The organism is Acidovorax sp. GW458-11-26-14-TSB4, assembly GCF_059423865.1.
Window position 1 is genome coordinate 278088 of record NZ_JBWKYR010000007.1, and the last position, 23283, is coordinate 301370.

Sequence of the window (23283 nt, forward strand, 5' to 3'; positions counted from 1 at the left end):
GGGAAATGCTGCCGCAAGATCAATGGCCTTGTGGATGTGGCGAATGCTGCTTCAGTAGCGGAATTGACTCGAGGTCAAAGTCCAATAGGGGGAGTGCTCGGTCGTGCCGGATGCAAGGCCCATGTGGCGCTGTACGCGGTCCCCAGGCGCATGGAACGGGCGCGCCCCAGGCCAGTGCCCCCGCGCAAGGGCCGCCCCGCCGCGCTGGGGGGTGAAGGCGCGCAGCGCCTCAGGGGGGCCTTCAGACCTGCATGTTCATGATGTCGGTATAGGCCTGCACCATGCGGTTGCGCACGTGCAAGGTGGCCTGGAATCCGATCTGGGCCTTCTGGATCGCCACCATGGTCTCTTCCAGACTGACCGAGGGGTTCTCCAGCTGCACTTCCTTTTGCAGGTCGCCCGACTTGTTCTGGGCGGCGCTGACGGACTGCAGGGCCCCCTTGAGCGCGCCTGAAAAACCCACATCGTTGCCTTCGGCCTGCGGCATGGCCGCAGCGCGGCGCGCCATGCCGGCACCCGTCATGGGGGTGGTGGAGCTGGGTATGCGGAGGTCCATGGCAGTGTCCATTGGGGGAATAGGGGATGCTGTGATAGTAGCCAGGCGCCCGGGGCGCATCATGGGGAATAGATGGTCAAAGGGGCGCCTTATCGGCAGAACATGGCCGCGACTTGAGCCAAATAATCGAGCCCACGCCAAAGGTCCGTTGCCGGGCCTCACCTATTGGAAAGCACGATGTCTGCAGTTGCCGAAGTCCCACTCGCTCCGCTTGCACCCACAGCCGCGCCAGCCGCCACCCCCAACTGGCTGCAGCGCCTGAGCAGCCTCGACCGGGCCCAGCGCATGCGCCTGGGGGTGGGCGTGGCGCTGCTGGTGGCCATGGCCGTCGCCGCCATCGTGCTGGGCCGCCAGCCCGACTACAAGGTGCTGTTTGCCAACCTGAACGACAAGGATGGCGGCGCCATCGTGGCCCAGCTGACCACGATGAACGTGCCCTACAAGTACGCCGAAGGCGGCGGCGCGATCCTGATTCCCGCCGAGAAGGTGCACGACGTGCGCCTGCGCCTGGCCACCCAGGGCCTGCCCCGTGGTTCCGTGACCGGTTTCGAGCTGATGGAAACCAACCGCTTCGGCATGACCCAGTTCCAGGAGCGCCTGAACTTCCAGCGCGGCCTGGAGGGCGAGCTGACCCGCTCCATCCAGGCCCTCTCCTCGGTGCAGAGCGCCCGCGTGCACCTGGCGCTGCCCAACCAGAACGGTTTCTTCCGCGAACAGCAAAAGCCCTCGGCTTCGGTGCTGGTCAGCCTGCACCCCGGTCGCATCCTGGACCGGGCCCAGCTCGCCGGCATTGTCCACCTGGTGGCCTCCAGCGTGCCGGAACTGGCGCCCTCGGCCGTCAGCGTGCTCGACGACACCGGCAAGCTGCTTTCGCAGTCGCCCGATGGCACCTCCGCCAATGCGGTCGATGCACAGCAGCTGCTCTATGTGCAGCAGATCGAGCAGCAGCTCACGCGCCGCATCCAGGAGATCCTGGAACCCGTGGTCGGCCGCAACAACGTCAAGGCCCAGGTCTCGGCCGAGCTGGACTTCAGCCGCACCGAGTCCACGTCCGAGCAGTTCCGCCCCAACCAGACCCCCGATGCCAAGGCCGTGCGCAGCCAGCAGATGCTGGAGACTTCCGGTACGGCCCAGAAGACCGCCACGGGCGTGCCCGGTGCCGTTGCCAATCAACCGCCTGCACCCTCGGCTGCACCCATCAACGGTGCCAATCCTGCCCCCCAGGCCGCTGGACAGCAGGGCTCGGAAGAGTCCTCGAGCAAGCGCGAGTCCACCACCAACTACGAAGTGGACAAGACCGTTCGGGTCACGCGTGGCAACAACTGGGCCGTCAAGCGCCTGAACGCTGCCGTGGTGGTGAACTACCAGTCCACCGAGGAAAAGGGCAAGACCGTCACCAAGGCGCTCACCCCCGAACAACTGGAGCAGATGAAGGCCCTGGTGCGTGAGACCATCGGCTTCAATGCCGAGCGCGGCGACTCGGTGAACCTGATGAACACGCCGTTCCAGGTCGAGGCGGCCTCGTCGACGGACATCCCGCTGTGGAAGCAGCCGGAAGTGATCGACATCGCCAAGAGCTTTGCCTGGCCCGTGGGTGCCCTGCTGTTCGCTGCCATGGTGCTGCTGGGCCTGGTGCGTCCGGCGCTCAAGGGCTCGAGCGCCGAGGACAAGAAGTCCAAGGCCGGCGAACTGCCCATGGCCGGCGGCCAGCTCGATGCCATCGAGGCCGAGCAACCCGACCGCCCGGCTTTGCCAGGCCCGGGCAAGAAGGACGAGAATGTGGTGGCCACGCCAGAGCAGTTGCGCCTGGAAGAGGCGCGCGTGCTGGCCAAGGAAAACCCTGTGGCCGTCGCCAACATTCTCAAATCCTGGGTGAATGGCGAAAATGCCTGATCCCATCGTATCCGCTCACGCTTGAAACCCCATGGATGACCAAGGCCTACACGACGCAGCCATCATGCTGATGTCCCTCGGCGAGGAGGAAGCCGCCGAAGTGTTCAAGCACCTTTCGCCCAAGGAGGTGCAGAAGCTGGGCGAGACCATCGCGCGCATGAAGTCGGTGTCGCGCGAGAAGGTGGACAGCGTGATCAACCGCTTTGCCGACGCCGCGGCCGCGCAGAGCCTGCTGGTGTCGGACACCGGCAACTACGTGCGCGCAGTGCTCAAGCGCGCCCTGGGGGACGACAAGGCCTCGCTGCTGATCGACCGCATCCTGCAGGGCGGCGACGTCTCGGGCATCGAAAGCCTCAAGTGGATGGACCCGCTGTCGGTGGCCGAACTGCTGCGCAACGAGCACCCGCAGATCGTCGCGGCCATCCTGGTGCACCTGGACAGCGAGCAGGCCTCGGGCATCCTGATGCACCTGACCGACCGCCAGCGCAGCGAGATCCTGCTGCGCGTGGCCACGCTCGAAGGCATACAGCCGACGGCGCTCAAGGACCTCAACGAGGTGCTGTTCAAGGTGCTGGCCGGTGGCGACAAGATTCGCAAGAGCTCGCTGGGCGGCGTCAAGGCGGCGGCCGAGATCATCAACCTGCTGGGCTCCAACATGGACAGCGTGGTGATCGAGTCCATCCGCGGCTACGACCCCGATCTGGCGCAGAAGATCATGGACAAGATGTTCGTCTTCGAAGACGTGCTCAAGCTCGACGACAAGGCCATCCAGACCGTGCTCAAGGAAGTGGCGTCCGAGACGCTCATCGTCGCACTCAAGGGCGCCGTGCCCGAGTTGCGCGAGAAATTCCTGTCCAACATGTCCTCGCGTGCCGCCGAGGCGCTGCGCGACGACCTCGAGTCGCGCGGTCCCATGCGGCTGTCCGAAGTCGAAGCGCAGCAGAAGGAAATCCTCAAGACGGTGCGGCGCCTTTCCGATGAAGGGCAGATCGTGATCTCCGCTGGTGGTGACGATGCCTTCGTCTAGCCAGCGCTCGTACTCGCGCTTCATCCCCAGCGAAGAGGTGGGGGTGGTCACGCAGTGGAAGTTCGGCGCCGTGGACGGCTCCGAGCCCGAGGAGCCCGAACCGGAAGTCCTGCCCGAGCCGGAGCCGCCGCCACCCGATCCCGCGGAGGTGGAAGCCGCACAACTGGCCCTGGTGCAGCAGGCCTGCGACGCGGCCTTTGCCCAAGGCCTGGCGCAAGGCCAGTCCGACACGGCGCTCGAATGGCAGCAGCGCATGGACGACTATGTGGCGGGCCAGGCGCAGGAGATGTCCCAGAGCATCGCCGGGGTCGTGAAGTCCCTGGAGGAGTCGCTGGCCGCCATGCAGCAGCGCATGGCCCAGGACGTGCTGGCGCTGGCCTGCGACATCGCCCGCGAAGTCGTGCGCCGGGAGCTGTCGGTCAGCCCCGATGTGCTGGAGCCCGTGGTCCGCGAAGCGGTGGGCATGCTCGTGGCCGAAGGGCGTCCTGCCATGGTGCGCCTCAATCCGGCGGACATGGGCGCCGTGGAGCAGCCGCTGCGCGAAGAACTGGGAGCGGCCATCCAGTGGGTGGCCGATGCGGCCGTGCCGGCGGGGGGCTGCCTGGTCGAATCGGGCGGCACGGTGGTCGATGGCAGCGTGGACAAGCGCTGGGAACGTGCCATCGCCTCGCTGGGGCTGGAGTCGCCCTGGCAGGAGAGCGGCGATGAGCGTTGATGCCCCCGCCTCCAACGCCTGGACGCAGTTCATGGACGATGCGCGTGAGCGTGTGCGCAACCGCGCGCCGCTGGAGACGCGCGGCACCCTGACCAAGCTGACCGGCCTGGTGCTGGAGGCCTCCGGCATCCGCGTGCCCGTGGGTTCGCAGTGCATGGTGCAGATGCCAGGCCACACGCCGGTGCTGGCCGAAGTGGTCGGATTCTCGGCCGACCGGGCCTTTCTGATGCCGGCGGGCGACATCCACGGCCTGTCCAGCGGCGCCAGCGTGGTGCCTGCCGCCCCCTACGTGGCCAGCCCGCGCCTGGGCGAAGCCTCCCGGCCGTCCCAGAAGGCCGGCGTGCTGCGCCTGCCCATGGGGGACGGCCTGCTCGGCCGGGTGGTCGATCCGCAGGGCCTGCCGCTGGACCATGGCGGCCCGGTGCAGGACGTGGTCTCCGAGCCCATGGACCGGCGCCAGATCAATGCCATGGACCGGGATCCGGTGCGCCTGCCGCTGGACACCGGCGTGCGCGCCATCAATGCGCTGCTGACCGTGGGGCGCGGCCAGCGGCTGGGCCTGTTCGCCGGCTCGGGCGTAGGCAAGAGCGTGCTGCTGGGCATGATGGCGCGCTACACCCGTGCCGACGTGATCGTGGTCGGCCTCATTGGCGAGCGGGGCCGCGAGGTCAAGGAATTCGTGGAAGACATCCTGGGTGCGGACGGCCGGGCCCGCTCGGTCGTGGTGGCGGCGCCGGCCGATGCGCCCCCGCTGCTGCGCATGCAGGGTGCCGCGTATGCCACCGCGGTGGCCGAGCATTTCCGCGACAAGGGCAAGCATGTGCTGCTGCTCATGGATTCGCTGACCCGCTACGCCATGGCACAGCGCGAGATCGCGCTGGCCATCGGCGAGCCGCCGGCCACCAAGGGCTACCCGCCATCGTGCTTTGCCAAGCTGCCGGCGCTGGTGGAGCGCAGCGGCAACGGCCTGCACGGCGTGGGCTCCATCACGGCGTTCTACACGGTGCTGTCGGAGGGCGATGACCAGCAGGACCCGATCGCCGACGCCGCGCGCGCCATCCTGGACGGGCACATCGTGCTGTCGCGCTCGCTGGCCGAGTCGGGACACTTCCCGGCCATCGACATCGAGCAGTCGGCATCGCGCGTGATGCACAACGTGGTCGCGCGCGGCCATTTCGACGTGGCGCGGCGCTTTCGCGCCGTGTACTCGCGCTACCAGAAGAGCCGCGACCTGGTGCAGGTGGGGGCCTACATGAGCGGCTCCGACCCGGCGCTGGACGAAGCCATCCACCTGCAGCCGCAGATGGCGGCCTTCCTGCAGCAGGACATGTTCGAGGCGTCCACCATGGACCAGAGCGTGAACGCCATGGCGTCCGTGCTCGACCAGTAAGCAACATTCCAAGGCCGCTCCATGTCCGTCCTCAGTGCCCTCACCGTCGCCGTGGAGATCGCCTCGCGCAAGCGCGACGAGGCACGCCACGTGCTGCAGGAGGCCCTGGCCGTGCAGCAGGCGGCCCAGGCCCAGCTCAACCAGCTGCAGGACTATGCGCGCGAGACGGAGCAGCGCTGGGGCCTGCAGGCCGACACGCGCGTGCAGCCCGAGGTGATGTACCACCACTACCAGTTCATGGACCGGCTGGGGCATGCGGCGGGCCTGCAGACCGGCGTGGTGGGCGACCAGGCGGCGCGGGTCGAGAACGCACGCCGCGGACTGGTGGACGCCGAGCGCCGCCTGGCCAGCCTGCGCAAGGTGGTCGAGCAGCGGCGGCGCGAGCTGGAGCAGGCCCAGGCCCGCATGGAGCAGAAACAAACCGATGAACGCGCGGCGATGCAGTACAGCCGCCGAGTTCAGGACCGATAGGGCAGGAGAATTGACCATGGAACAGGCACGCATATCCAGCAACCAGGGAACGCAGTCTTCCCAGCAGACCGCCCGCACGCGCGCCCATGCGCAGCAAAAGGGCATCACGGACGATGGCGCCGGGGCGGCAGCGCAGCCAGACAGCTTTCTGGCACTGCTGGCCGCGCAGGACCCGGAGTTCGCCGAAGGGGGCGATCCGCTGGCAGCGGCTCCCGGTGCTGCCGATGCCTCCGGCACCGCCGTCGATCCCTCGGCCCTGGTCGGCTGGCAGGCGCTGGTCGCGGGCGACAGCGCGGCCCAGCAATGGAGGGGCCTGGCGGGACAGGGCGGCGACAACACAGCGGGCGCAGAGGGCATGAGCACCGTCAGCCTGCTGGGCCAGACCGGCGTGGCGCGGGGCGCAGGCCTGCTGGCCGATTCGGCCGGCGCTGCCCAGGCCCTTGCCGGGCCGCTTATGGCCGGCCAGGGCCTGCCGGCGGCCGATGGCCTGGTGCCGCAGACCGCGGCGCTGGATGGCGGTCTCCAGGATGCGTCGCAGCCGGCCACGGCCACACTGGGTTTCGGGCGCCAGTTCTCGCGCATGCACAGCGCAGCCCTGCAGCGCGGTGCCAGCGATGCGGGCCTGGGCGCGGCGGGAGGCGTGGGCGCCGTGTCGGCGCGCGCCGCGGGCAGCGATGCCAAGCAGGTGGCCGCCTCCACGGCCGATCTGTCGACCTTGGCCAGCGCTGTGGCCACCACCGTGCGCGAGCCCGGCCCGGGCCTGCACCGTGCGGCGGGCGAAGGCGGCACCACCACCGGGATGGACGCAGCCCTGCGGGCCAATCCGGATCCATCGGCGGCCGTGGCAGCTCCCGGTGCGCGCAGCGCGGATGCGGGCGGCGGCGAGTCGTCCCGGCATGGCGGATCGGGCGGCCTGGGCGAGGGTGGTGCCGATCCCAGCTTCTCGGTGGATGGTACGTCGAACACCCCGGGCTTCGATGAACTGGCACAGACCGGTGCCGAAGAGCTGCTGGCCGAGCAGGTCACCTACTGGGCCAACCAGAAGACCCAGAACGCCGAGCTGACCCTGAACCGCGACGGCCAGCCCCTGGCCGTGAGCGTGGCCCTGTCCGGCAACGAGGCCCATGTCACCTTCCGCAGCGACCAGGAGCACACGCGCGAGATGCTGGACCAGAGCATGGCACAGCTCAGTGAGCTGCTGCGCGGCGAGGGCCTGGTCCTGTCGGGCATGACGGTGGGCACTTCGGCAGGCCAGAACGCCATGGCGGGCGATGGCGGGCAGCAGCGCGACCGTTCGGGTGATGGGCAGCAGGCCCAGGTGCTGGTGGCGGGCCCCACGGATGTCAGCCAGCGGCTGGCGGCAAGCAGCGCGCGCAACGGCGCCGTGGACGTCTTCGTGTAACGGGGTTGCTGCCTGGCGCGGGGATTGCCGACGTCAGCACCCTGTTCGTGGGTGTATTCTGGCTATTATTGGGATGGCAGCTGCGCCACAATGTGAAGCGTCTGCTGGCAAGACGCCGTCTTTGGCGCGATGCCACCACCGAATCCCACCTAAGGACCCTGCCACGTGTCTGCCAACGCTGCCGCTCCGGCCAAGGAGAAGCCCAAAAGCAAGAAGATGCTGATCATCGTGGTCGCGCTGGTGCTCGTGCTGGCCATCGCAGGTGCGGGCGCTTTCTTCTTCATGGGCAAGAAAAAGCCTGCCGAGGGCGAAGAGGAGAGCGCCGCAGCGGAGCCGGCCCACACGGCCGCCAAGGTACCCCCTACGTTCCTGCCGCTTGAGAACATGGTGGTCAATCTGGCCGACCCGGGCGGCGACCGGTTCGCGCAGATCGGCATCACCGTCGAGGTCGCCGATGCCAAGACGGCCGAGCAGATCAAGCTCTACCTGCCTTCCATCCGCAGCAGCGTGCTGCTGCTGGTCTCGCAGCGCACTTCCGGGGAGCTGCTGGTCCGCGAGGGCAAGGAAAAGCTGGCCAAGGACATCCTGCGCGAAGTGTCGCGCCCGCTCGGCTTCACCGTGCCGCGCGACCGTCCCAAGCGTGCTGCCTCGGAGGAAGAGGATGAAGAGGACCGCCCGGTGCGCAAGCCGCCGAGAAATCCGGTGCAAGGCATTCTTTTCTCCAGCTTCATCATCCAGTGACGCAAGGACAATCCTGCCATGAGTGATTCATTCCTATCGCAGGAAGAGGTTGATGCCCTTCTCGAAGGCGTCACGGGCGAGAGCCAGAAGTCCGTCGAGGAAGTGGCCGAGTCGGGGTCCGTACGCAACTACGACATCTCGAGCCAGGAGCGCATCGTTCGCGGCCGCATGCCGACGATGGAAATCGTCAACGAGCGGTTTGCGCGCAATTTCCGCATCGGCCTGTTCAACTTCATCCGCCGCAGCCCCGAGATCTCGGTGGGCACCGTGTCGGTGCAGCGCTACAGCGCCTTCCTGCGCGAGCTGGCCGTGCCGACCAACTTCAACATCGTGGCCATCCGCCCGCTGCGCGGCAGCGGCCTGATCGTCTGCGAACCGTCCCTGGTGTTCGGCATCATCGACACGCTGTACGGCGGGGTGGGCAAGTTCCAGACGCGCATCGAAGGGCGCGATTTCTCGCCCACCGAGCAGCGCGTGATCAACCGGCTGGTCGATGTGATCTGCGCCGAGTACAAGAAGGCCTGGCAGGGCATCTACCCGCTGGAGCTCGACTACCAGCGCTCGGAAATGCAGCCGCAGTTCGCCAACATCGCCACGCCCAGCGAAATCGTGGTGTCCACCGCGTTCCAGCTGGAAATCGGCGACCTGTCGGGCGCCATCCACATCTGCATGCCCTACGCCACGCTGGAGCCTATCCGCGATGTGCTCTACTCCTCGACGCAGGGCGACTCCATCGAGGTGGACCGGCGCTGGGTGCGGGTGCTCACGCGCGAGATCCAGGCCGCCGAAGTGGTGCTGGTGGCCGAGCTGGCCAAGGCCGATGCCACGGTGGAGCAACTGCTGGCGATGAAGCCCGGTGATTTCATCGAGCTCGACCGGGAGCCGCGCATCCGCGCGTCGATCGGCGGTGTTCCCATCTTCGAGTGCCAGTATGGCACCCACAATTCGAAATATGCCATCCGCATCGAAGAGTGCCTGCGCACTTCGGACATGAGCTGGCTGGGAGAAAAAGATGTCAACTGAAGACGACAACAACAAGGACGGCGCGGCCGAAGACCCGTTTGCGGGCTGGGCCGAGGCGCTCGAAGAGCAGAAAGCCTCGGACGACAAGCCTGGCGATGCGGAGCAGGGCGGCCCCCTGACCGGCGATCCGGTGCGCCCGTCATCGTCGAGCAACAGCGATGGCACCGTCAACGACATCAACATGGTGCTGGACATTCCCGTCCAGCTGTCCGTTGAGCTGGGCCGCACCAAGGTGCCGATCAAGTACATCCTGCAATTGGCGCAGGGCTCGGTCGTCGAACTCGATGCGCTGGCCGGCGAGCCCATGGATGTGCTCGTCAATGGCTACCTGATCGCCCAGGGCGAGGTGGTGGTGGTGAACGACAAGTTCGGTATCCGCCTGACGGACGTGGTGACGCCTTCGGAGCGTCTGCGGCGCGTGAGCCGTGGGTGATGGGGGCAATGCCATGGGGATGACCCAGACCCTGGTCGTCGTCATTCTGTTCGTGGGGGCCATGGCCTGCCTGCCCTGGCTCATCAAGCGCCTGCAGCAGCACCATGCGGCGACCGGCATGCCGGCCGGGGCGGCATCGCGCGTGCTGTCGGCCGTGGCCGTGGGGCCGCAGCAGCGGGTGGTCACCGTGGAGGTGGGCCCCGAGGGTGCGCGCACCTGGCTGGTGCTCGGTGTCACGGCGCAGAATGTCAGTTGCCTGCATGTGCTGGCCGTTCCATCGGCCGCCGGTACCCCGGCCGCCTTGCCGGCGGTGGTGGTGCCGGATGCCTCCGCCTTTGCGCGCGAAATGGCGGCCGCCGGGGCACGCAAGGAGCCGCATGTCTGATTCGCCGCGCCCCGCATTGCCGCCACGCGCCGCTTGGTTCGCTGCGCTGGCCGCGTTCGCGCTGCTCGCCTGGCAGGTGCCGGCGTTGGCCCAGACGGGCGCCACGCCGCCTTCGGCGCCGGGAACGCTGCCCGTGCTGATAGGCTCCGGCAGCGGCGGGTCGAGCTACTCGGTGCCGATCCAGACGCTGCTGTTCTTCACGGCGCTGTCGTTCCTGCCCGCCATCCTGCTGCTGATGACGGGATTCACGCGCATCGTCATCGTGCTGTCGCTGCTGCGCCAGGCCATCGGAACCCAGTCGGCCCCGCCCAACCAGGTGATCATCGGGCTGTCGCTGTTCCTGACCTTCTTCGTCATGGGGCCGACCTTCGACCGGGTGCACAAGGAAGCCTACGTGCCCTACACCACCAACGCCATCACCTTCGAGCAGGCGGTGGACCGGGCCGAGGCGCCCATGCGCGAGTTCATGCTCAAGCAGACCCGGCAGTCGGACTTCGCGCTGTTCGCGCGCCTGGCGCGGCTGGCGCCCGAGGTGACGGCCGAGAGTGCGCCGTTCCGGGTGCTGGTGCCGGCCTTCGTGACCAGCGAGCTCAAGTCCGCGTTCCAGATCGGGTTCATGATCTTCATCCCCTTCCTGGTGATCGACATGGTGGTCTCCAGCATCCTCATGTCCCTGGGCATGATGATGCTCTCTCCCGTACTGGTGGCGCTGCCGTTCAAGCTCATGCTGTTCGTGCTCGCCGATGGCTGGAACCTGCTGATCGGTTCACTCGCCGCAAGCTTCGTGACGTAGGGAGGATTGCCATGACTTCACAAATGGTATTGACCATGGGGCGCGATGCCCTGACGCTGCTGCTGATGATCGCCATGCCCGTGCTCGGGGTGGTGATGGCCGTGGGCCTGGTGGTGAGCATCTTCCAGGCCGTGACGCAGATCCACGAAGCCACGCTGGCCTTCGTGCCCAAGCTGATTGCCGCGATGGTGGTGTTCGCCATTGCCGGGCCCTGGATGATCACCACGCTGGTCGATTTCATCCGCCGCACCATCGAGGCGATTCCTTCGGTGGTCGGGTAGCGCCCGGCCGGTACTTGCGTGATCACCTTCACCGAGGCGCAGATCGTCGCCTGGATCTCGCCCATCCTGTGGCCCTTCCTCCGGGTGCTGGCGATGTTCTCGGTGGCGCCGGTGTTTTCCATGCGCGCCATTCCCATGCGCGTGAAGATCGGACTGGCCTTCTTCGTGGCCGTGTGCGCCCAGGCCGTGCTGCCGACCCCGCCGGTGATCGACATCAATGGGCGCGAAGCGCTGGGCGCCGTGGCCCAGCAGGTGGCGGTGGGCCTGGCCATCGGGTTTGCGGTGCGCCTGGTGTTCGCCTCGGTGGAGCTGGCCGGTGAAATGATCGGCCTGCAGATGGGCCTGAACTTCGCCTCCTTCTTCGACCCGGCCAGCAATGGCCAGGTGAGCGCCGTGGCGCGCTTCTTCGGCCACATGGCCACGCTGCTGTTCATCGTCATCAACGGCCACCTGCTGGTCATCATGGCCGTGGTCAAGAGCTTCGACCGCTTTCCCGTGAACGGCAACTTCCTGCAGGCCATCGGCCAGATGCGGCTGTATGAGCTGGGCACCTCGCTGTTCTCCAGCGCCCTGTGGATCGCCCTGCCGATGATCGCGCTGCTGCTGTTCGTCAACCTGGCCATGGGCATCATCTCGCGCGTGGCGCCGCAGATGAACATCTATGCGGTCGGCTTTCCGGTCACGCTCACCGTGGGCCTGCTGGGCATCGCCGCCACCCTGCCCATGCTGGAGCAGCCTATCCTCACCTTGATGCAGCAGTCCATCGACCTCTTCTCCAGCCAGAGGTAATGGCCGCTGCAAAGGGGCGCCGCGGCAACGCGGGCATGCCCGAAGCCGGTGCCACCGTGGAGCTGGCTTTGCCAGGCCACGGGTGGCGTCCCCCTCGGGGGATGGCGCAAAGCGACTCAGGGGGCTTTACACCAACTCGTTGCGGATGGCGTAGACGGTGAGTTCGGCGTTGTTGGAGAGCTTGAGTTTTTCGAGCACGCGCGAGCGGTACACGCTCACGGTCTTGGGGCTGAGCATCAGCTCTTCGGCAATGTCGGCCAGGCGCCGGCCCGAGGCGATCTTGATCAGCGTCTGCAGCTCGCGCTCGGACAGCGTGGCATGCGGGCTCTCCAGCACCGGCTGGGCCAGGCTTTCGGCCAGCATCTGCGCCACTTCGGCCGTCAGGTACTTGCGGCCCTGCATCACCACGCGCACCGCGTTGATCAGCTCCACCGGGTCGGAGGCCTTGTTCGCATAGCCCTGCGCACCCGCCTTGAGGCAGCGCAGTGCGTACTGGTCCTCGGGGTACATCGAGACCACCAGCACCTTGATGGTGGAATGGGTTTCACGCAGGGTGGCCAGCACCTCCAGCCCACCACGCCCGGGCATGTTCAGGTCGAGCAGCAGCACGTCGCAGGGGGCGCTGCGCAGCACCTCGCGCAGTTCGGCATAGCCGCCGGCCTCGCCGGTCACCTTGATGTCGGTGGCTTCGTTGAGCGTGTCGCGGATGCCGCGCCTGAGCACGGCATGGTCATCACACAGAACGACATTGATCACCAGACATCTCCTGTAATGCTGGGCTGCGACGCTGCAGCCAATGGGACCGAAAGGGTCAGGCAGGTGCCCTTGCCGGGCTGGCTGCCCACGTCGAGCCAGCCACCGACCGTGCGCGCCCGCTCGTGCAGGCCCTTGAGGCCGAAGGCCTTGGGTTTGTCGGCCAGCCCTGCCATCTCGAAACCCTTGCCATCATCGGCGATTTCCACGGTGAGCACGCCTTCGTGGTCGGACAGTTCGATGTTCACCTTGTCCGCCTGGGCGTACTTGGCCACGTTGGTCAGTGCCTCCTGGGTGGTGCGGTAGGCCACCAGGCGAACGTCGGCCGGCACGTCGATCACTTCGCTGCTGGTCGCCACCTGGGTGCGTATGCCGTTGCGGCGCTCGAAACCGGTCGCAAGCCACTGTACGGCAGCCACCAACCCTTGTTCAAGTATGGGTGGGCGCAGGTTCATCATGATGCGCTGGCTGGCCCCGATGGCATGCTGCAGCATGTCCGAGGCACTGGCCACATGCTCCTGCATGGCCGCCTCCTGCGCATGCCGCCCGATCCAGGCGATGTCGATGCGCACGGCCGTGAGGGCGCCGCCGATGTCGTCGTGGATCTCCCGGGCAATGGACGCGCGTTCCTGCTCGATCGAGGTCTGCAGGTGCTCGGTGAGTTCCGCCAGGCGCTGCTGGGAGGCGGCCAGCTCGGCCACGGCGCGCTCGCGGTCCTGGCGTGCCTGGTGCACTTCGATGGCCCGCGTGACCACATGCGGCAGGCGGGAAATGTCGTCCTTGAGCAGGTAGTCGGAGAAGCCCAGGCGCATGGCGTCCACGGCGGCAGCCTCGCCAATGGCCCCGGACAGCAACACAAATGGTACAGGTGTTGCTAATTTAGCCACATGCTCCCATGCATCGAGCGCAGTGAATCCTTGCAGTCTGTAGTCGGCAAGGATCAAATCGAAGGGCTCGTTGCTGGTGCGAGTGCAGAACTCCTGCAGGGTGTCGACCTGCTGGAGGGTGCAATGCAGCTTGGCGCGCTGCAAAGTGAGCTTGGCCAGAACATGGTCTGCCAGCGAATCCTCCAGGTGCAGGAGGCGTAAGGGCTGGCCTGCTACTGTCATGACCATATGAGCGCTATCATAGGATACAAATTGGAACAAACAACGGGTGTTTGTCCCGGTAGGGTGGGTAAGAAGGCTATCGTCCAATAGAACGCAATGTCGGGGTTTTTGCAAGGGTTGGCGGGTCTGCCAGCGTAGCCCGTCTGTAATAGTGGCCCGGACCCTGGTCTGCTTGTTGCTATGGAGAAACAATGCAATCTACGCTATCAACATCAACTGGGCCGGCAGTTCAGGTTCCGGTCATGGTGGCAGCAGAACTGCAGGACTCGCTGCTGGTCGTCATGCACGACCTGCACCGCCTGGAAGGCTTGTTGAACCATGCCACGGACAACCTGCTGGAGCGCTTTGGCGAGGCCAATGCCGTACTGAACGATGCCTTCGTGGGGGAGTCGCCCGAGCTCGAGGCCGCCCGTGCTGCGTTGCGCAGTGCTGTCACGGAACTGCAGTTCCAGGACATGGCCTCGCAGCTGATATGGCACACCACCAAGGTGCTGCAGGGCTGTGCGTTCCGGCTGGCCTCCGAGGCCATGGGGCACGAGGAAGGCGAGGAGGCGGCGCCATTTGCCGAAATGGCGCCGGACCGGCCCAATCCCGTCACGCAAAGCGAGATGGATGCCGGTTCTATTGATCTATTCTGAAGTTGGCATCGCTGGTTCACCTATATATTCAAGTCAGTTGGAGTCCTAAATGCAATCGATACTTGCCGTAGATGATTCACCGTCCATGCGGAAAATGGTGTCCTTCACCTTGACCGGTGCCGGATACCACGTGGTGGAGGCGGTGGACGGGCAAGATGCCCTGGAAAAGGCCGAAAGCCATGACATCCACCTGGTGCTGGCCGACCAGAACATGCCCCGGCTCGATGGCATAGGCCTCACCCGCAAGCTGCGCGAGCACCCCAAGTTCAAGACCATCCCCATCCTGATCCTGACCACCGAATCGAGTGACCAGATGAAGCAGGCGGGACGCTCGGCCGGTGCCACCGGTTGGCTGGTCAAGCCGTTCGATCCCAACCGCTTGATCGAAGTCATCCAGAAGGTGATCCGTTGAAACGGGTGCACGGGCGCCACCACGTATAAAGGAGCCGACTATGGCTGAAAGCTATCAAGAGGGATCAGGGGCCGGCGGTGCTGACTTTGACCTGAGCCAGTTCTACCAGATCTTTTTTGAAGAGGCTGGCGAAAACCTCGACCAGATGGAGCAGATGCTGCTCGACCTGGACCTGAGCGCGGCGAACGATGAAGAGCTCAATGGCATCTTCCGCTGCGCGCATTCGATCAAGGGCGGGGCCGCCACGTTCGGCTTTTCCGACGTGGCCGAGCTGACGCACCAGATGGAATCCCTGCTGGACCGGCTGCGCCGCCACGAGCTGCAGCCCATCCCGCAAATGGTCGATGTGCTGCTGGAGTCGGCCGACGCATCGCGCAGCCTGCTGGCGCGCCACCAGGCGGGCGGGCAGGGCGAGGCCGTGTCCACCACCTCGCTGGTCAAGCGCATCAGCGAGCTGGCCGCGGGCGTGGTGCCGGAAGACGGCCCCGCTGCGGCCCCCGCGCCGGCGCCGGCACCGGTGGCTGCCGCCCCAGCGCCGGCCCTCAAGGCCCATGTTCCTGGGCAGCTGCGCAAGCTGCAGATCCACATCGGCCCGCTGGAGCGGGCCGAGCAGGCCGACACCATCAAGGAGCTGTTCCGCGACATTCCCGGCCTGGGCTCGATCAGCGACCTGCCCAGCCCCCAGGCGGGTGTGCGCCTGTTCGCGGTGGAAACCACCTCGTCCACGGACGACCTGCTCGACCTGTTCGCGTTCCACGTGTCCAAGGAGCAGGTGCGCTTCAGCGACGGTGACGAAGCGCCTGCAGGAGCGGCAGCGGCCGCAGCGCCCGATATCGATCCCGACCATGCGGTGCACGAGAGCGAGCCTCCATCGGGTGGTGCGGAAGTGTCCTATGGCTTCTTCTCGGATGCCCCTGGCGCTCCGAGCGCCGTGCCCGCAGCGGCGGCCAAGCCCTCGGCCTCCAAGGCCGTGGCTGCGGCCGAACCCAAGGCGGCAACCCAGGCCCAGATGGAGTCCACGACGATCCGCGTGGCCGTCAACAAGGTCGACCAGCTGATCAACCTGGTGGGCGAGCTCGTGATCACCCAGGCCATGCTGGCGCAGAACAGCCGCGGCCTGGACGCCGGCGCCTACCAGCAACTGCTGGCCGGCCTGGCCGACCTGGACCGCAATACGCGCGATCTGCAGGAATCGGTGATGTCGATCCGCATGATCCCCATGTCCATCGTCTTCAGCCGCTTCCCGCGCATGCTGCGCGACCTGGCCAACAAGCTGGGCAAGAAGGTCGAACTGGTCACGCTGGGCGAAGCCACCGAGCTGGACAAGGGCCTGGTCGAGAAGATCACCGACCCGCTGACCCACCTGGTGCGCAACAGCTGCGACCATGGCATCGAGATGCCCGCCGAGCGCCTGGCCAAGGGCAAGCCCGAATTGGGCACCATCACCCTGTCGGCATCGCACCAGGGCGGCTCCATCGTCATCGAAGTGCGCGACGACGGCCGGGGCCTGTCGCGCGAGAAGATCCTGCGCAAGGCGCAGGAACGCGGCCTCGACGTCTCCGACCAGATGAGCGACGCCGAGGTCTGGCAACTGATCTTCGCGCCCGGCTTCTCCACCGCTGAAGAGGTCACCGACGTGTCGGGCCGTGGCGTGGGCATGGACGTGGTCAAGCGCAACATCGCGGCCCTGAACGGCTCGGTGGAGGTGGACTCCGCCGAAGGCTACGGCATGAAGGTCTCGGTGCGCCTGCCGCTCACGCTGGCCATCATGGACGGCATGTCGGTGGGTGTGGGCGACGAGGTCTACATCCTGCCGCTGTCCTCGGTGGTGGAGTCCTTCCAGGTCAATTCCGGCGACGTCAGCACGGTGGCCCAGGGCTCGCAGCTGGTCAAGGTGCGTGAGGAATACATGCCCGTGATCGCGCTGGAGAAGATCTTCCAGGTGCCGCGCTTCGACCTCAACAAGTCGAGCAACATCATGGTGGTGGTGGAGGCCGACGGCAGCCGCGTGGCGTTGCTGGTCGATGAACTCCTGGGCCAGCACCAGGTGGTGGTGAAGAACCTGGAGACCAACTACCGCAAGGTGCCCAATGTCTCGGGCGCTACCATCCTGGGCGATGGCACGGTGGCACTGATTCTGGACACGGGCGGCCTGGTGCGCCGGGCCCGCCACTGATTCGGGTGCGATGCGTTCATGGAATGCAAAGTCACCGCTAACAAGGAGAACTCACCATGAGTGTGATGGGCAAGACCGCCGACAGCGCGCCGACCGGAGCGCGTGAATACCTGACCTTCCGGCTGGACCAGGAAGAGTACGGCATCGACATCCTGAAGGTTCAGGAAATCCGCGGCTACGAGCCGCCCACGCGCATTGCCAACGCGCCCGAGTTCATCAAGGGCGTGACCAACCTGCGCGGCACCATCGTGCCCATCGTGGACATGCGCCTGAAGTTCAACTGCGCGCAGGCGGACTACAACAGCTTCACGGTGGTCATCATCCTGAACCTGCGCAACCGCGTGGTGGGCATCGTGGTGGACTCGGTCAGCGACGTGATGGAACTCACGCCCGAGAGCATCCGCGCCGCGCCCGATATCGAAAGTGCCATCGACAACAGCTGCATCCTGGGGCTGGGTTCGGTGGGTGAGCGCATGCTGATCCTGCTGGACATCGAGAAGCTGATGTCCAGCGTGGACATGGGATTGGTGACAGCGGCCGATTGACGAAGCCGGCTGGAACCAGGTGGGTGGCCGCAAGCCAAACTGCAGGCAGGGGCCTGCAGGCCTTTTGGAGCGAAATGGACTTCCGAGCGGATGATCAAAATGATGCCCCAGACCACCAGTACTTCCTCGGCCGGCGCGCGTGCCGCCGCCGCAGCCGCTGCCAGCGCGCCCGCACCATCGGGGCCGCTGGCGCAGGGGCGGGAGTTCGTATGGACCAACGCCGACTTCGCACGCGTGCAGTCGCTGATCTACCAGCGCGCCGGCATCAGCCTGCACGACGGCAAGCACGCCATGGTCTACAGCCGGCTCTCGCGCCGGCTGCGCGACACGGGCTACAACAGCTTCCATGACTACCTGAGCTGGCTGGAGAAGCACGACGGTCCCGAGTGGCAGGAGTTCATCAATGCCCTCACGACCAACCTCACGGCCTTCTTCCGCGAACAGCACCACTTCGAGATCTTCGCCACCTTGCTGCGCAGCAAGCCGGCCAACACGCCCTGGAAGGTGTGGTGCAACGCGGCCTCCACCGGGGAGGAGCCTTATTCCATCGTCATGACGGCCTTCGAGGCGCTGGGGGCCAATGCCTCCTTCAAGCTCACGGCCAGCGACATCGACTCCAAGGTGCTGGCCACGGCGGGCCAGGGCGTCTACCGGCTCGACAACTTGAAGGGCCTGGGCCCGGAGCGGCTGCAGAAGTTCTTCCTCAAGGGCAAGGGCGGCAACGACGGCATGGTGCGGGCCAAGCCTGAACTGCGCCGTGCGATCGAGTTCATGAGCGTGAACCTCATCCGCGACGACTGGCCCTTCAAGGACCCTTTCGACGTGGTCTTCTGCCGCAACGTGATGATCTATTTCGATGCACCAACGCAGCGCAAGGTGCTGGAGCGCATCCACCGCGTGCTCAAACCCGGTGGCATGCTGTTCGTGGGGCATGCGGAGAATTTCAGCGAATCCCGCGATCTCTTCACCCTGCGTGGCAAGACGGTCTATGAACGCCGGTGACCCGCCCCTCTGTTCGCTCGTAGGAACATGTTCCAAGCCGCTCCCATGACCAATAACCAATCCGGCCTGACGCCGAATACCTTCTCGCCCGGTGCTGCCTCGGGTGCTCCGGAGCGCCGGCGGGCTCCGCGCATCGCGCCGCTGAGTGCGGACATCTACGCATCCAGTGCCGCGCCGCGCGAGTCCTCCCTGAACGAGCTCAAGGCCCGGTCCAGGAAGCCCGGCGAAGCCTCCTTCTTCTACCTGGACCACCATTTCCAGCACAACGCCGTGAAGGTGCTGCCTGGCGAGTATTTCGTGGCCGACGAAAGCATGGTCATCATGACCGTGCTGGGCTCGTGCATCGCAGCCTGCCTGTGGGACAGCCGGGCCCACATCGGCGGCATGAACCACTTCATGCTGCCCGACGGCGACCTGGCCGATGCCTCGGGCCGCTACGGCTCGTATGCGATGGAATTGCTGATCAACGAGATGCTCAAGCTGGGCGCCCGGCGCGAAACCATGCAGGCCAAGATCTTTGGCGGCGCACAGGTGATGCACAATTTCACCACCATGAACGTGGGCGAGCGCAACACCACCTTCGTGCTGAACTACCTGCACACGGAGCGCATCCCCATCGTGTCCGAAGACGTGCTGGACATCTACCCCCGCAAGGTGGTGTTCTTCCCGGTCACCGGCAAGGCCATGGTCAAGCGCCTGGCCCATGCACATCCCGAGACCCTGGTCGAACAGGAAGTGCGTGGAAATGCCGCGACCGTGGCCAAGAGCACCTCGGGTGGTTCTGTGGACCTGTTTTGATTGATTGACGAAGACGAAGAAAGCCTGAGCGAACAATGAGCAGGAAAATCCGGGTGATCGTGGTGGACGATTCGGCGCTGGTCCGCAGTCTGCTGTCGGAGATCATCAACCGGCAGCGGGACATGGAGTGCATCGGCACGGCCAACGACCCCTTGGTGGCGCGCGAGATGATCCGGGAGATGAACCCGGATGTGATCACCCTGGACGTCGAGATGCCGCGCATGGATGGCATCGACTTCCTGGGCCGGCTGATGCGCCTGCGTCCCATGCCGGTGGTGATGATCTCTACGCTGACCGAGCGCGGCGCCGAAGTGACCATGAAGGCCCTGGAACTCGGGGCCATCGATTTCGTGGCCAAGCCCCGGGTGGGCCTGGCCAGCGGGCTCAACGACCTGGCCAGCCAGATCGTGGACAAGATCCGGGTGGCCGCGGTGGCCCAGGTGCGCCGCGCCGCGCCGCGCGAGGCCTCGGCCGCACCGCATGCGTCCGGCTCCGGCACGGCCGCCCCGGCGGCACCGACCACCCTGCTCGGCCGTCTGTCCACCGAGAAGCTGATCTGCATTGGCGCCTCCACGGGCGGCACCGAAGCCATCAAGGAGGTGCTGGTGCACATGCCTGCCGATTCGCCGGGCATCGTGATCACCCAGCACATGCCGCCGGGCTTCACCACCAGCTTCGCGGCGCGGCTCAACGGCCTGTGCCAGATCACGGTGAAGGAGGCCGTGAACGGCGAGCGTATTCTGCCCGGCCATGCCTACATCGCACCGGGCGGCACGCAGTTCCATGTGGCGCGCAGCGGCGCCAACTATGTCGCCGTGGTCGACGATGGCCCTCCGGTCAACCGCCACAAGCCTTCGGTGGAAGTACTGTTCAAATCCTGCGCCGCCGTGGTTGGGCGCAATGCCTTCGGCATCATGCTCACCGGCATGGGCAACGACGGCGCGGCCGCCATGCGCGAGATGAAGGACGCGGGCAGCTACAACTACGTGCAGGACGAGGCCACCTGCATCGTCTTCGGCATGCCGCGCGAGGCCATTGCCCACGGTGCTGCCGACGAGGTGCTGCCGCTCAACCAGATCGCTCCGGCGCTGGTCACGCGCCTGCGCGGTGCCACGGACCGCCTGCACCATAGAATCTGAAGCCCCCTGCGGCGCTTCGCGCCATCCCCCTCAAGGGGACGCCACCCGTGGCCTGGCAAAGCCAGTTCCACGGTGGCGCTGGCTTGGGGTAGGCCTTCGTGCCGGTTGCGCGTGAGTGTCCTGGGTTGGAAGTTCGTTGAAGAAAGAAATCTGCCGAAATCGCTGCCAGGCTAGGCGCAAAGCACAGCCATGCCGGGTGGCATGGCGAGCATTTGCTTGCGACGCATGGCGGCGATTGTCGGGAGATTTATGCAACGAATTTCGAACTCGGGACACTAGACACCATGCGGTTTTCGGCTTCTGCGTTGTGGGTCAGGCCGACAGCGCCGTCCAGCGCTCCAGGGCTGCCATCAGTTCCTCATCGATCTCGGCCGACCGGGCCGTGAGCTTGGCGGCACGCGCACCGTCGGTGGAATAGATGCTGCCGTCGGCCAGCACCGCCTGCAGCTCCGCCTGTTCCTTTTCGAGCGCCTCGATGTGCCCGGGCAGGGTGTCGAGTTCGCGCTGCTCCTTGTACGACAGCTTCTTGCGCGAGGTCTGCTCGGTCTTGGAGGGGGCGGCCGGCGCAGGGGCGGGTGCCGCCGCTGCTTCCTTGGCAGATGCCGCAGGCTTGGCCGAGGCCAGTGCTGCGGCCGCAGCGCGGCTGCGGCGCGACTGCAGCAGCCAGTCCTGCACGCCACCTTCGTACTCGCGCCACAGGCCATTGCCCTCGGAGGCGATGGTGCTGGTCACCACGTTATCCAGGAAGGTTCGGTCATGGCTCACGAGGAACACCGTGCCGTCGTAGTTCTCGAGCAGCTCCTCCAGCAGGTCCAGCGTGTCGATGTCCAGGTCGTTGGTCGGTTCGTCGAGCACCAGCACATTGGCGGGCCGGGCGAACAGGCGCGCCAGCAACAGGCGGTTGCGCTCGCCGCCCGAAAGCGAGCGCACCGGGGAGTGCGCCCGTGCCGGCGAGAACAGGAAATCGCTCAGGTAGCTCTTGACGTGCTTGCGCTGGTTGCCGATCTCGATCCATTCGCTGCCCGGGCTGATGAAGTCCTCCAGCGTCGCATCGAGGTTCACCGCATGGCGCATCTGGTCGAAATAGGCCACCTGCAGGTTCGCACCCTGGCGGATGGTGCCCGTATCCGGCGCCAGCTCGCCCAGGATCATCTTGAGCAGCGTGGTCTTGCCCGCACCGTTGGGGCCGATCAGGCCGACCTTGTCGCCGCGCAGGATGGTCCCGGTGAAATTGCTCACGATGGTCCGGTCGCCGAACGACTTGCCCACGCCTGTGAGCTCGGCCACGATCTTGCCCTGGTAGCCATTGCCGCTGCCCGTGGCCACGTCCATCTTCACGCTGCCCACCACGTCGCGGCGCGCCTCACGGCGCGCACGCAGGTGCTCCAGGCGCGTGATGCGGCTCTGGCTGCGCGTGCGCCGGGCCTCCACGCCCTTGCGTATCCACACCTCTTCCTGGGCCAGCAGCTTGTCGGCCTTGGCGGCAATCACCGCCTCCTGCGCCAGCTGTTCTTCCTTCTGGATCTGGTACTGGGCAAAGTTGCCGGGGTAGGAGCGCAGCTGGCCCCGGTCCAGCTCCACAATGCGGGTGGCGACACGGTCCAGGAAGGCCCGGTCATGGGTGATGGTGACCACGCTGCCCGGGAAATCCAGCAGCAGGTCTTCCAGCCATTCGATGGAATCGAGGTCCAGGTGGTTGGTCGGCTCGTCGAGCAGCAGCACATCGGGCCGCGCCACCAGCGCCTGGGCCAGGGCCACGCGCTTCTTGGTGCCGCCCGACAGGGTGCCGACAATGGCGTCCGGATCCAGGTGCAGGCGCTGCAGCGTCTCTTCCACGCGCTGCTCCCAGTTCCAGGCGTCATAGGCCTCGATCTGGGACTGCAGCGCATCCAGGTCCAGCCCTTCGGCGCCCGAAAGGTACTGGTCACGCACTGCGATCACGGCCTGCAGGCCTTCGGAGGCCGCCTTGAAGATGCTGGCCTCGGGGTCGAGCGAAGGCTCCTGCGCCACGAAGGCGATGCGGATGCCCTGCTGCACCTGCAGCGACCCGTCGTCGGGCTTGGCCATGCCGCCCAGGATCTTGAGCATGGACGATTTGCCGGCGCCGTTGCGCCCGATCAACCCCACGCGTTCGTTCGCCTCCAGGGAGAAGCCGGCGTGGTCCAGCAGTGCAACATGCCCGAATGCGAGTTGGGCGTCCAATAGAGTGATAAGTGCCATAGGGGGAGGATTATCGAGGGCGCGCACACTTTCCATGTGGCAGGGTGCTTTGCAGGGGCAATGGGGCCACGGCACCTTGGCGGGGCGCCCCCGTGCACCGGTGTCTATATAGAGGAGGCCGTGCCCTTGAAGAAGAGAAGAGCAACTTTCGCGGGAAAGTGCGTCGCTTCTTGTCTCGGCACCCAAAACAGTGCTATAGTCGAGGGCTTCACTGCACGGAGGTCCTTCTTTTGGATGTCTGGGCAGATGAAGAAGGAAGTTTGCAAAAACTTCGAAGTTTTGGAAAAGACGCCGATTTCTCGGTATACAATCTAAGGCTGCGCTGACAAGAGTGGGTTGCCGAAAGGCGGTTGATCTTGGGGGTGCGTTGGGGTGGTTGAAAGCGCTGAGCGGTTTCAAAAACTTCCAAAAAGTTTGACGAAACTTAAAAAATCGTGCTAGAATTCAAGGCTCAGCTGATCGCAGCTAAGTCGGTAGAAAGAAGAAAAAAAGAGCTTCGGTTCTTGGCTTCGATCTACAAGGATCCTTAAAAACATACAGCCGATAAGCGTGGGCGTTTGATGGCGAATGCCAAGTTCTACGGAACTAGTGC

Annotated in this window: 25 protein-coding genes; 21 read left to right on the forward strand and 4 right to left on the reverse strand. The window is 65.8% G+C overall.

Features of this window, described 5'->3' with window-relative positions; genetic code table 11:
- Positions 1-241: 241 nt before the first annotated feature.
- Entirely contained in the window at positions 242-556 is a 315-nt protein-coding gene (fliE, locus tag AC07X5_RS17290) for a flagellar hook-basal body complex protein FliE (RefSeq protein WP_409955769.1), read from the reverse strand.
- Positions 557-733: 177 nt separating this feature from the next.
- On the opposite strand from fliE, the gene fliF reads away from it, so the two are divergent.
- From fliF to fliR, 13 genes are all read left to right on the forward strand, one after another.
- Positions 734-2449, forward strand: a complete 1716-nt coding sequence (fliF, locus tag AC07X5_RS17295) for a flagellar basal-body MS-ring/collar protein FliF (protein ID WP_494771150.1) — start codon at positions 734-736, stop codon at positions 2447-2449.
- 31 nt (positions 2450-2480) lie between these two features.
- Positions 2481-3476 (forward strand): flagellar motor switch protein FliG, encoded by a 996-nt coding sequence (gene fliG / locus AC07X5_RS17300; RefSeq protein ID WP_494771151.1) that lies wholly within the window; start codon positions 2481-2483, stop codon positions 3474-3476.
- Positions 3463-4191 carry a FliH/SctL family protein gene (locus tag AC07X5_RS17305; protein WP_494771152.1) on the forward strand — a complete coding sequence of 243 codons (729 nt, stop codon included), beginning with the start codon at positions 3463-3465 and terminating at the stop codon, positions 4189-4191. Before fliG ends, AC07X5_RS17305 begins: the two co-directional genes overlap by 14 nt.
- Before the next feature lie 31 nt (positions 4192-4222).
- Positions 4223-5581: a flagellar protein export ATPase FliI gene (gene fliI / locus AC07X5_RS17310; RefSeq protein ID WP_494771166.1), complete on the forward strand. Its 1359-nt coding sequence runs from the start codon at positions 4223-4225 to the stop codon at positions 5579-5581.
- 21 nt (positions 5582-5602) lie between these two features.
- Complete coding sequence (gene fliJ, locus AC07X5_RS17315; RefSeq protein WP_494771153.1) at positions 5603-6052, forward strand: flagellar export protein FliJ; 450 nt, start codon at positions 5603-5605, stop codon at positions 6050-6052.
- Between the two features lie 16 nt (positions 6053-6068).
- Positions 6069-7454: a flagellar hook-length control protein FliK gene (locus AC07X5_RS17320; protein WP_494771154.1), complete on the forward strand. Its 1386-nt coding sequence runs from the start codon at positions 6069-6071 to the stop codon at positions 7452-7454.
- A gap of 165 nt (positions 7455-7619) precedes the next feature.
- Positions 7620-8195: a flagellar basal body-associated FliL family protein gene (locus tag AC07X5_RS17325; RefSeq protein WP_494771155.1), complete on the forward strand. Its 576-nt coding sequence runs from the start codon at positions 7620-7622 to the stop codon at positions 8193-8195.
- A gap of 18 nt (positions 8196-8213) precedes the next feature.
- Positions 8214-9218, forward strand: coding sequence for a flagellar motor switch protein FliM (fliM, locus tag AC07X5_RS17330; RefSeq protein ID WP_409957780.1), 1005 nt, complete (start codon positions 8214-8216; stop codon positions 9216-9218).
- Positions 9208-9651, forward strand: a complete 444-nt coding sequence (gene fliN / locus AC07X5_RS17335) for a flagellar motor switch protein FliN (RefSeq protein ID WP_409957779.1) — start codon at positions 9208-9210, stop codon at positions 9649-9651. The genes fliM and fliN overlap by 11 nt, the downstream gene beginning before the upstream one ends.
- Positions 9652-9670: 19 nt before the next feature.
- Positions 9671-10036, forward strand: a complete 366-nt coding sequence (locus AC07X5_RS17340; protein ID WP_494771156.1) for a FliO/MopB family protein — start codon at positions 9671-9673, stop codon at positions 10034-10036.
- Complete coding sequence (fliP, locus tag AC07X5_RS17345; RefSeq protein ID WP_494771157.1) at positions 10029-10829, forward strand: flagellar type III secretion system pore protein FliP; 801 nt, start codon at positions 10029-10031, stop codon at positions 10827-10829. The genes AC07X5_RS17340 and fliP overlap by 8 nt, the downstream gene beginning before the upstream one ends.
- Positions 10830-10840: 11 nt before the next feature.
- Entirely contained in the window at positions 10841-11110 is a 270-nt protein-coding gene (gene fliQ / locus AC07X5_RS17350) for a flagellar biosynthesis protein FliQ (protein ID WP_409957776.1), read from the forward strand.
- 18 nt (positions 11111-11128) lie between these two features.
- A complete protein-coding gene (gene fliR, locus AC07X5_RS17355) occupies positions 11129-11899 on the forward strand; it encodes a flagellar biosynthetic protein FliR (protein WP_494771158.1) in 771 nt (256 codons plus the stop codon).
- A 126-nt stretch (positions 11900-12025) separates the two neighbouring features.
- On the opposite strand, the gene AC07X5_RS17360 is transcribed toward fliR, so the two are convergent.
- Together AC07X5_RS17360 and AC07X5_RS17365 are read right to left on the reverse strand one after the other, a co-directional pair.
- Positions 12026-12655 (reverse strand): response regulator, encoded by a 630-nt coding sequence (locus tag AC07X5_RS17360; protein ID WP_409957774.1) that lies wholly within the window; start codon positions 12653-12655, stop codon positions 12026-12028.
- Positions 12652-13638: a hybrid sensor histidine kinase/response regulator gene (locus AC07X5_RS17365; protein ID WP_409957786.1), complete on the reverse strand. Its 987-nt coding sequence runs from the start codon at positions 13636-13638 to the stop codon at positions 12652-12654. Before AC07X5_RS17365 ends, AC07X5_RS17360 begins: the two co-directional genes overlap by 4 nt.
- Between AC07X5_RS17365 and AC07X5_RS17370 the strand changes: the two genes are divergently transcribed.
- The 8 genes from AC07X5_RS17370 to AC07X5_RS17405 all read left to right on the forward strand — a co-directional run bounded on the left by AC07X5_RS17370 (position 13570) and on the right by AC07X5_RS17405 (position 20471).
- Complete coding sequence (locus AC07X5_RS17370) at positions 13570-13740, forward strand: hypothetical protein (protein ID WP_409957788.1); 171 nt, start codon at positions 13570-13572, stop codon at positions 13738-13740. The two genes, AC07X5_RS17365 and AC07X5_RS17370, sit on opposite strands and share 69 nt — an antisense overlap.
- Positions 13741-13952: 212 nt before the next feature.
- Positions 13953-14399: a hypothetical protein gene (locus AC07X5_RS17375; RefSeq protein ID WP_409957773.1), complete on the forward strand. Its 447-nt coding sequence runs from the start codon at positions 13953-13955 to the stop codon at positions 14397-14399.
- Between the two features lie 49 nt (positions 14400-14448).
- The gene (locus tag AC07X5_RS17380; protein WP_007853722.1) at positions 14449-14811 is read left to right on the forward strand and encodes a response regulator; all 363 of its coding nucleotides are present in this window, start codon (positions 14449-14451) and stop codon (positions 14809-14811) included.
- A gap of 40 nt (positions 14812-14851) precedes the next feature.
- Positions 14852-16987 (forward strand): chemotaxis protein CheW, encoded by a 2136-nt coding sequence (locus tag AC07X5_RS17385; RefSeq protein ID WP_494771159.1) that lies wholly within the window; start codon positions 14852-14854, stop codon positions 16985-16987.
- A 56-nt stretch (positions 16988-17043) separates the two neighbouring features.
- Positions 17044-17532, forward strand: a complete 489-nt coding sequence (locus tag AC07X5_RS17390) for a chemotaxis protein CheW (RefSeq protein ID WP_409957771.1) — start codon at positions 17044-17046, stop codon at positions 17530-17532.
- 102 nt (positions 17533-17634) lie between these two features.
- On the forward strand, positions 17635-18534 hold the full coding sequence (locus tag AC07X5_RS17395; protein WP_409957770.1) for a CheR family methyltransferase: 900 nt from the start codon (positions 17635-17637) through the stop codon (positions 18532-18534).
- A gap of 45 nt (positions 18535-18579) precedes the next feature.
- Positions 18580-19332 (forward strand): chemoreceptor glutamine deamidase CheD, encoded by a 753-nt coding sequence (gene cheD, locus AC07X5_RS17400; RefSeq protein WP_409957769.1) that lies wholly within the window; start codon positions 18580-18582, stop codon positions 19330-19332.
- 35 nt (positions 19333-19367) lie between these two features.
- The gene (locus AC07X5_RS17405) at positions 19368-20471 is read left to right on the forward strand and encodes a protein-glutamate methylesterase/protein-glutamine glutaminase (RefSeq protein ID WP_494771160.1); all 1104 of its coding nucleotides are present in this window, start codon (positions 19368-19370) and stop codon (positions 20469-20471) included.
- Positions 20472-20783: 312 nt separating this feature from the next.
- Here the strand turns inward: AC07X5_RS17405 and AC07X5_RS17410 are convergent, their stop codons facing one another.
- Positions 20784-22691 carry an ATP-binding cassette domain-containing protein gene (locus AC07X5_RS17410; RefSeq protein WP_494771161.1) on the reverse strand — a complete coding sequence of 636 codons (1908 nt, stop codon included), beginning with the start codon at positions 22689-22691 and terminating at the stop codon, positions 20784-20786.
- Positions 22692-23283 lie beyond the last annotated feature (592 nt).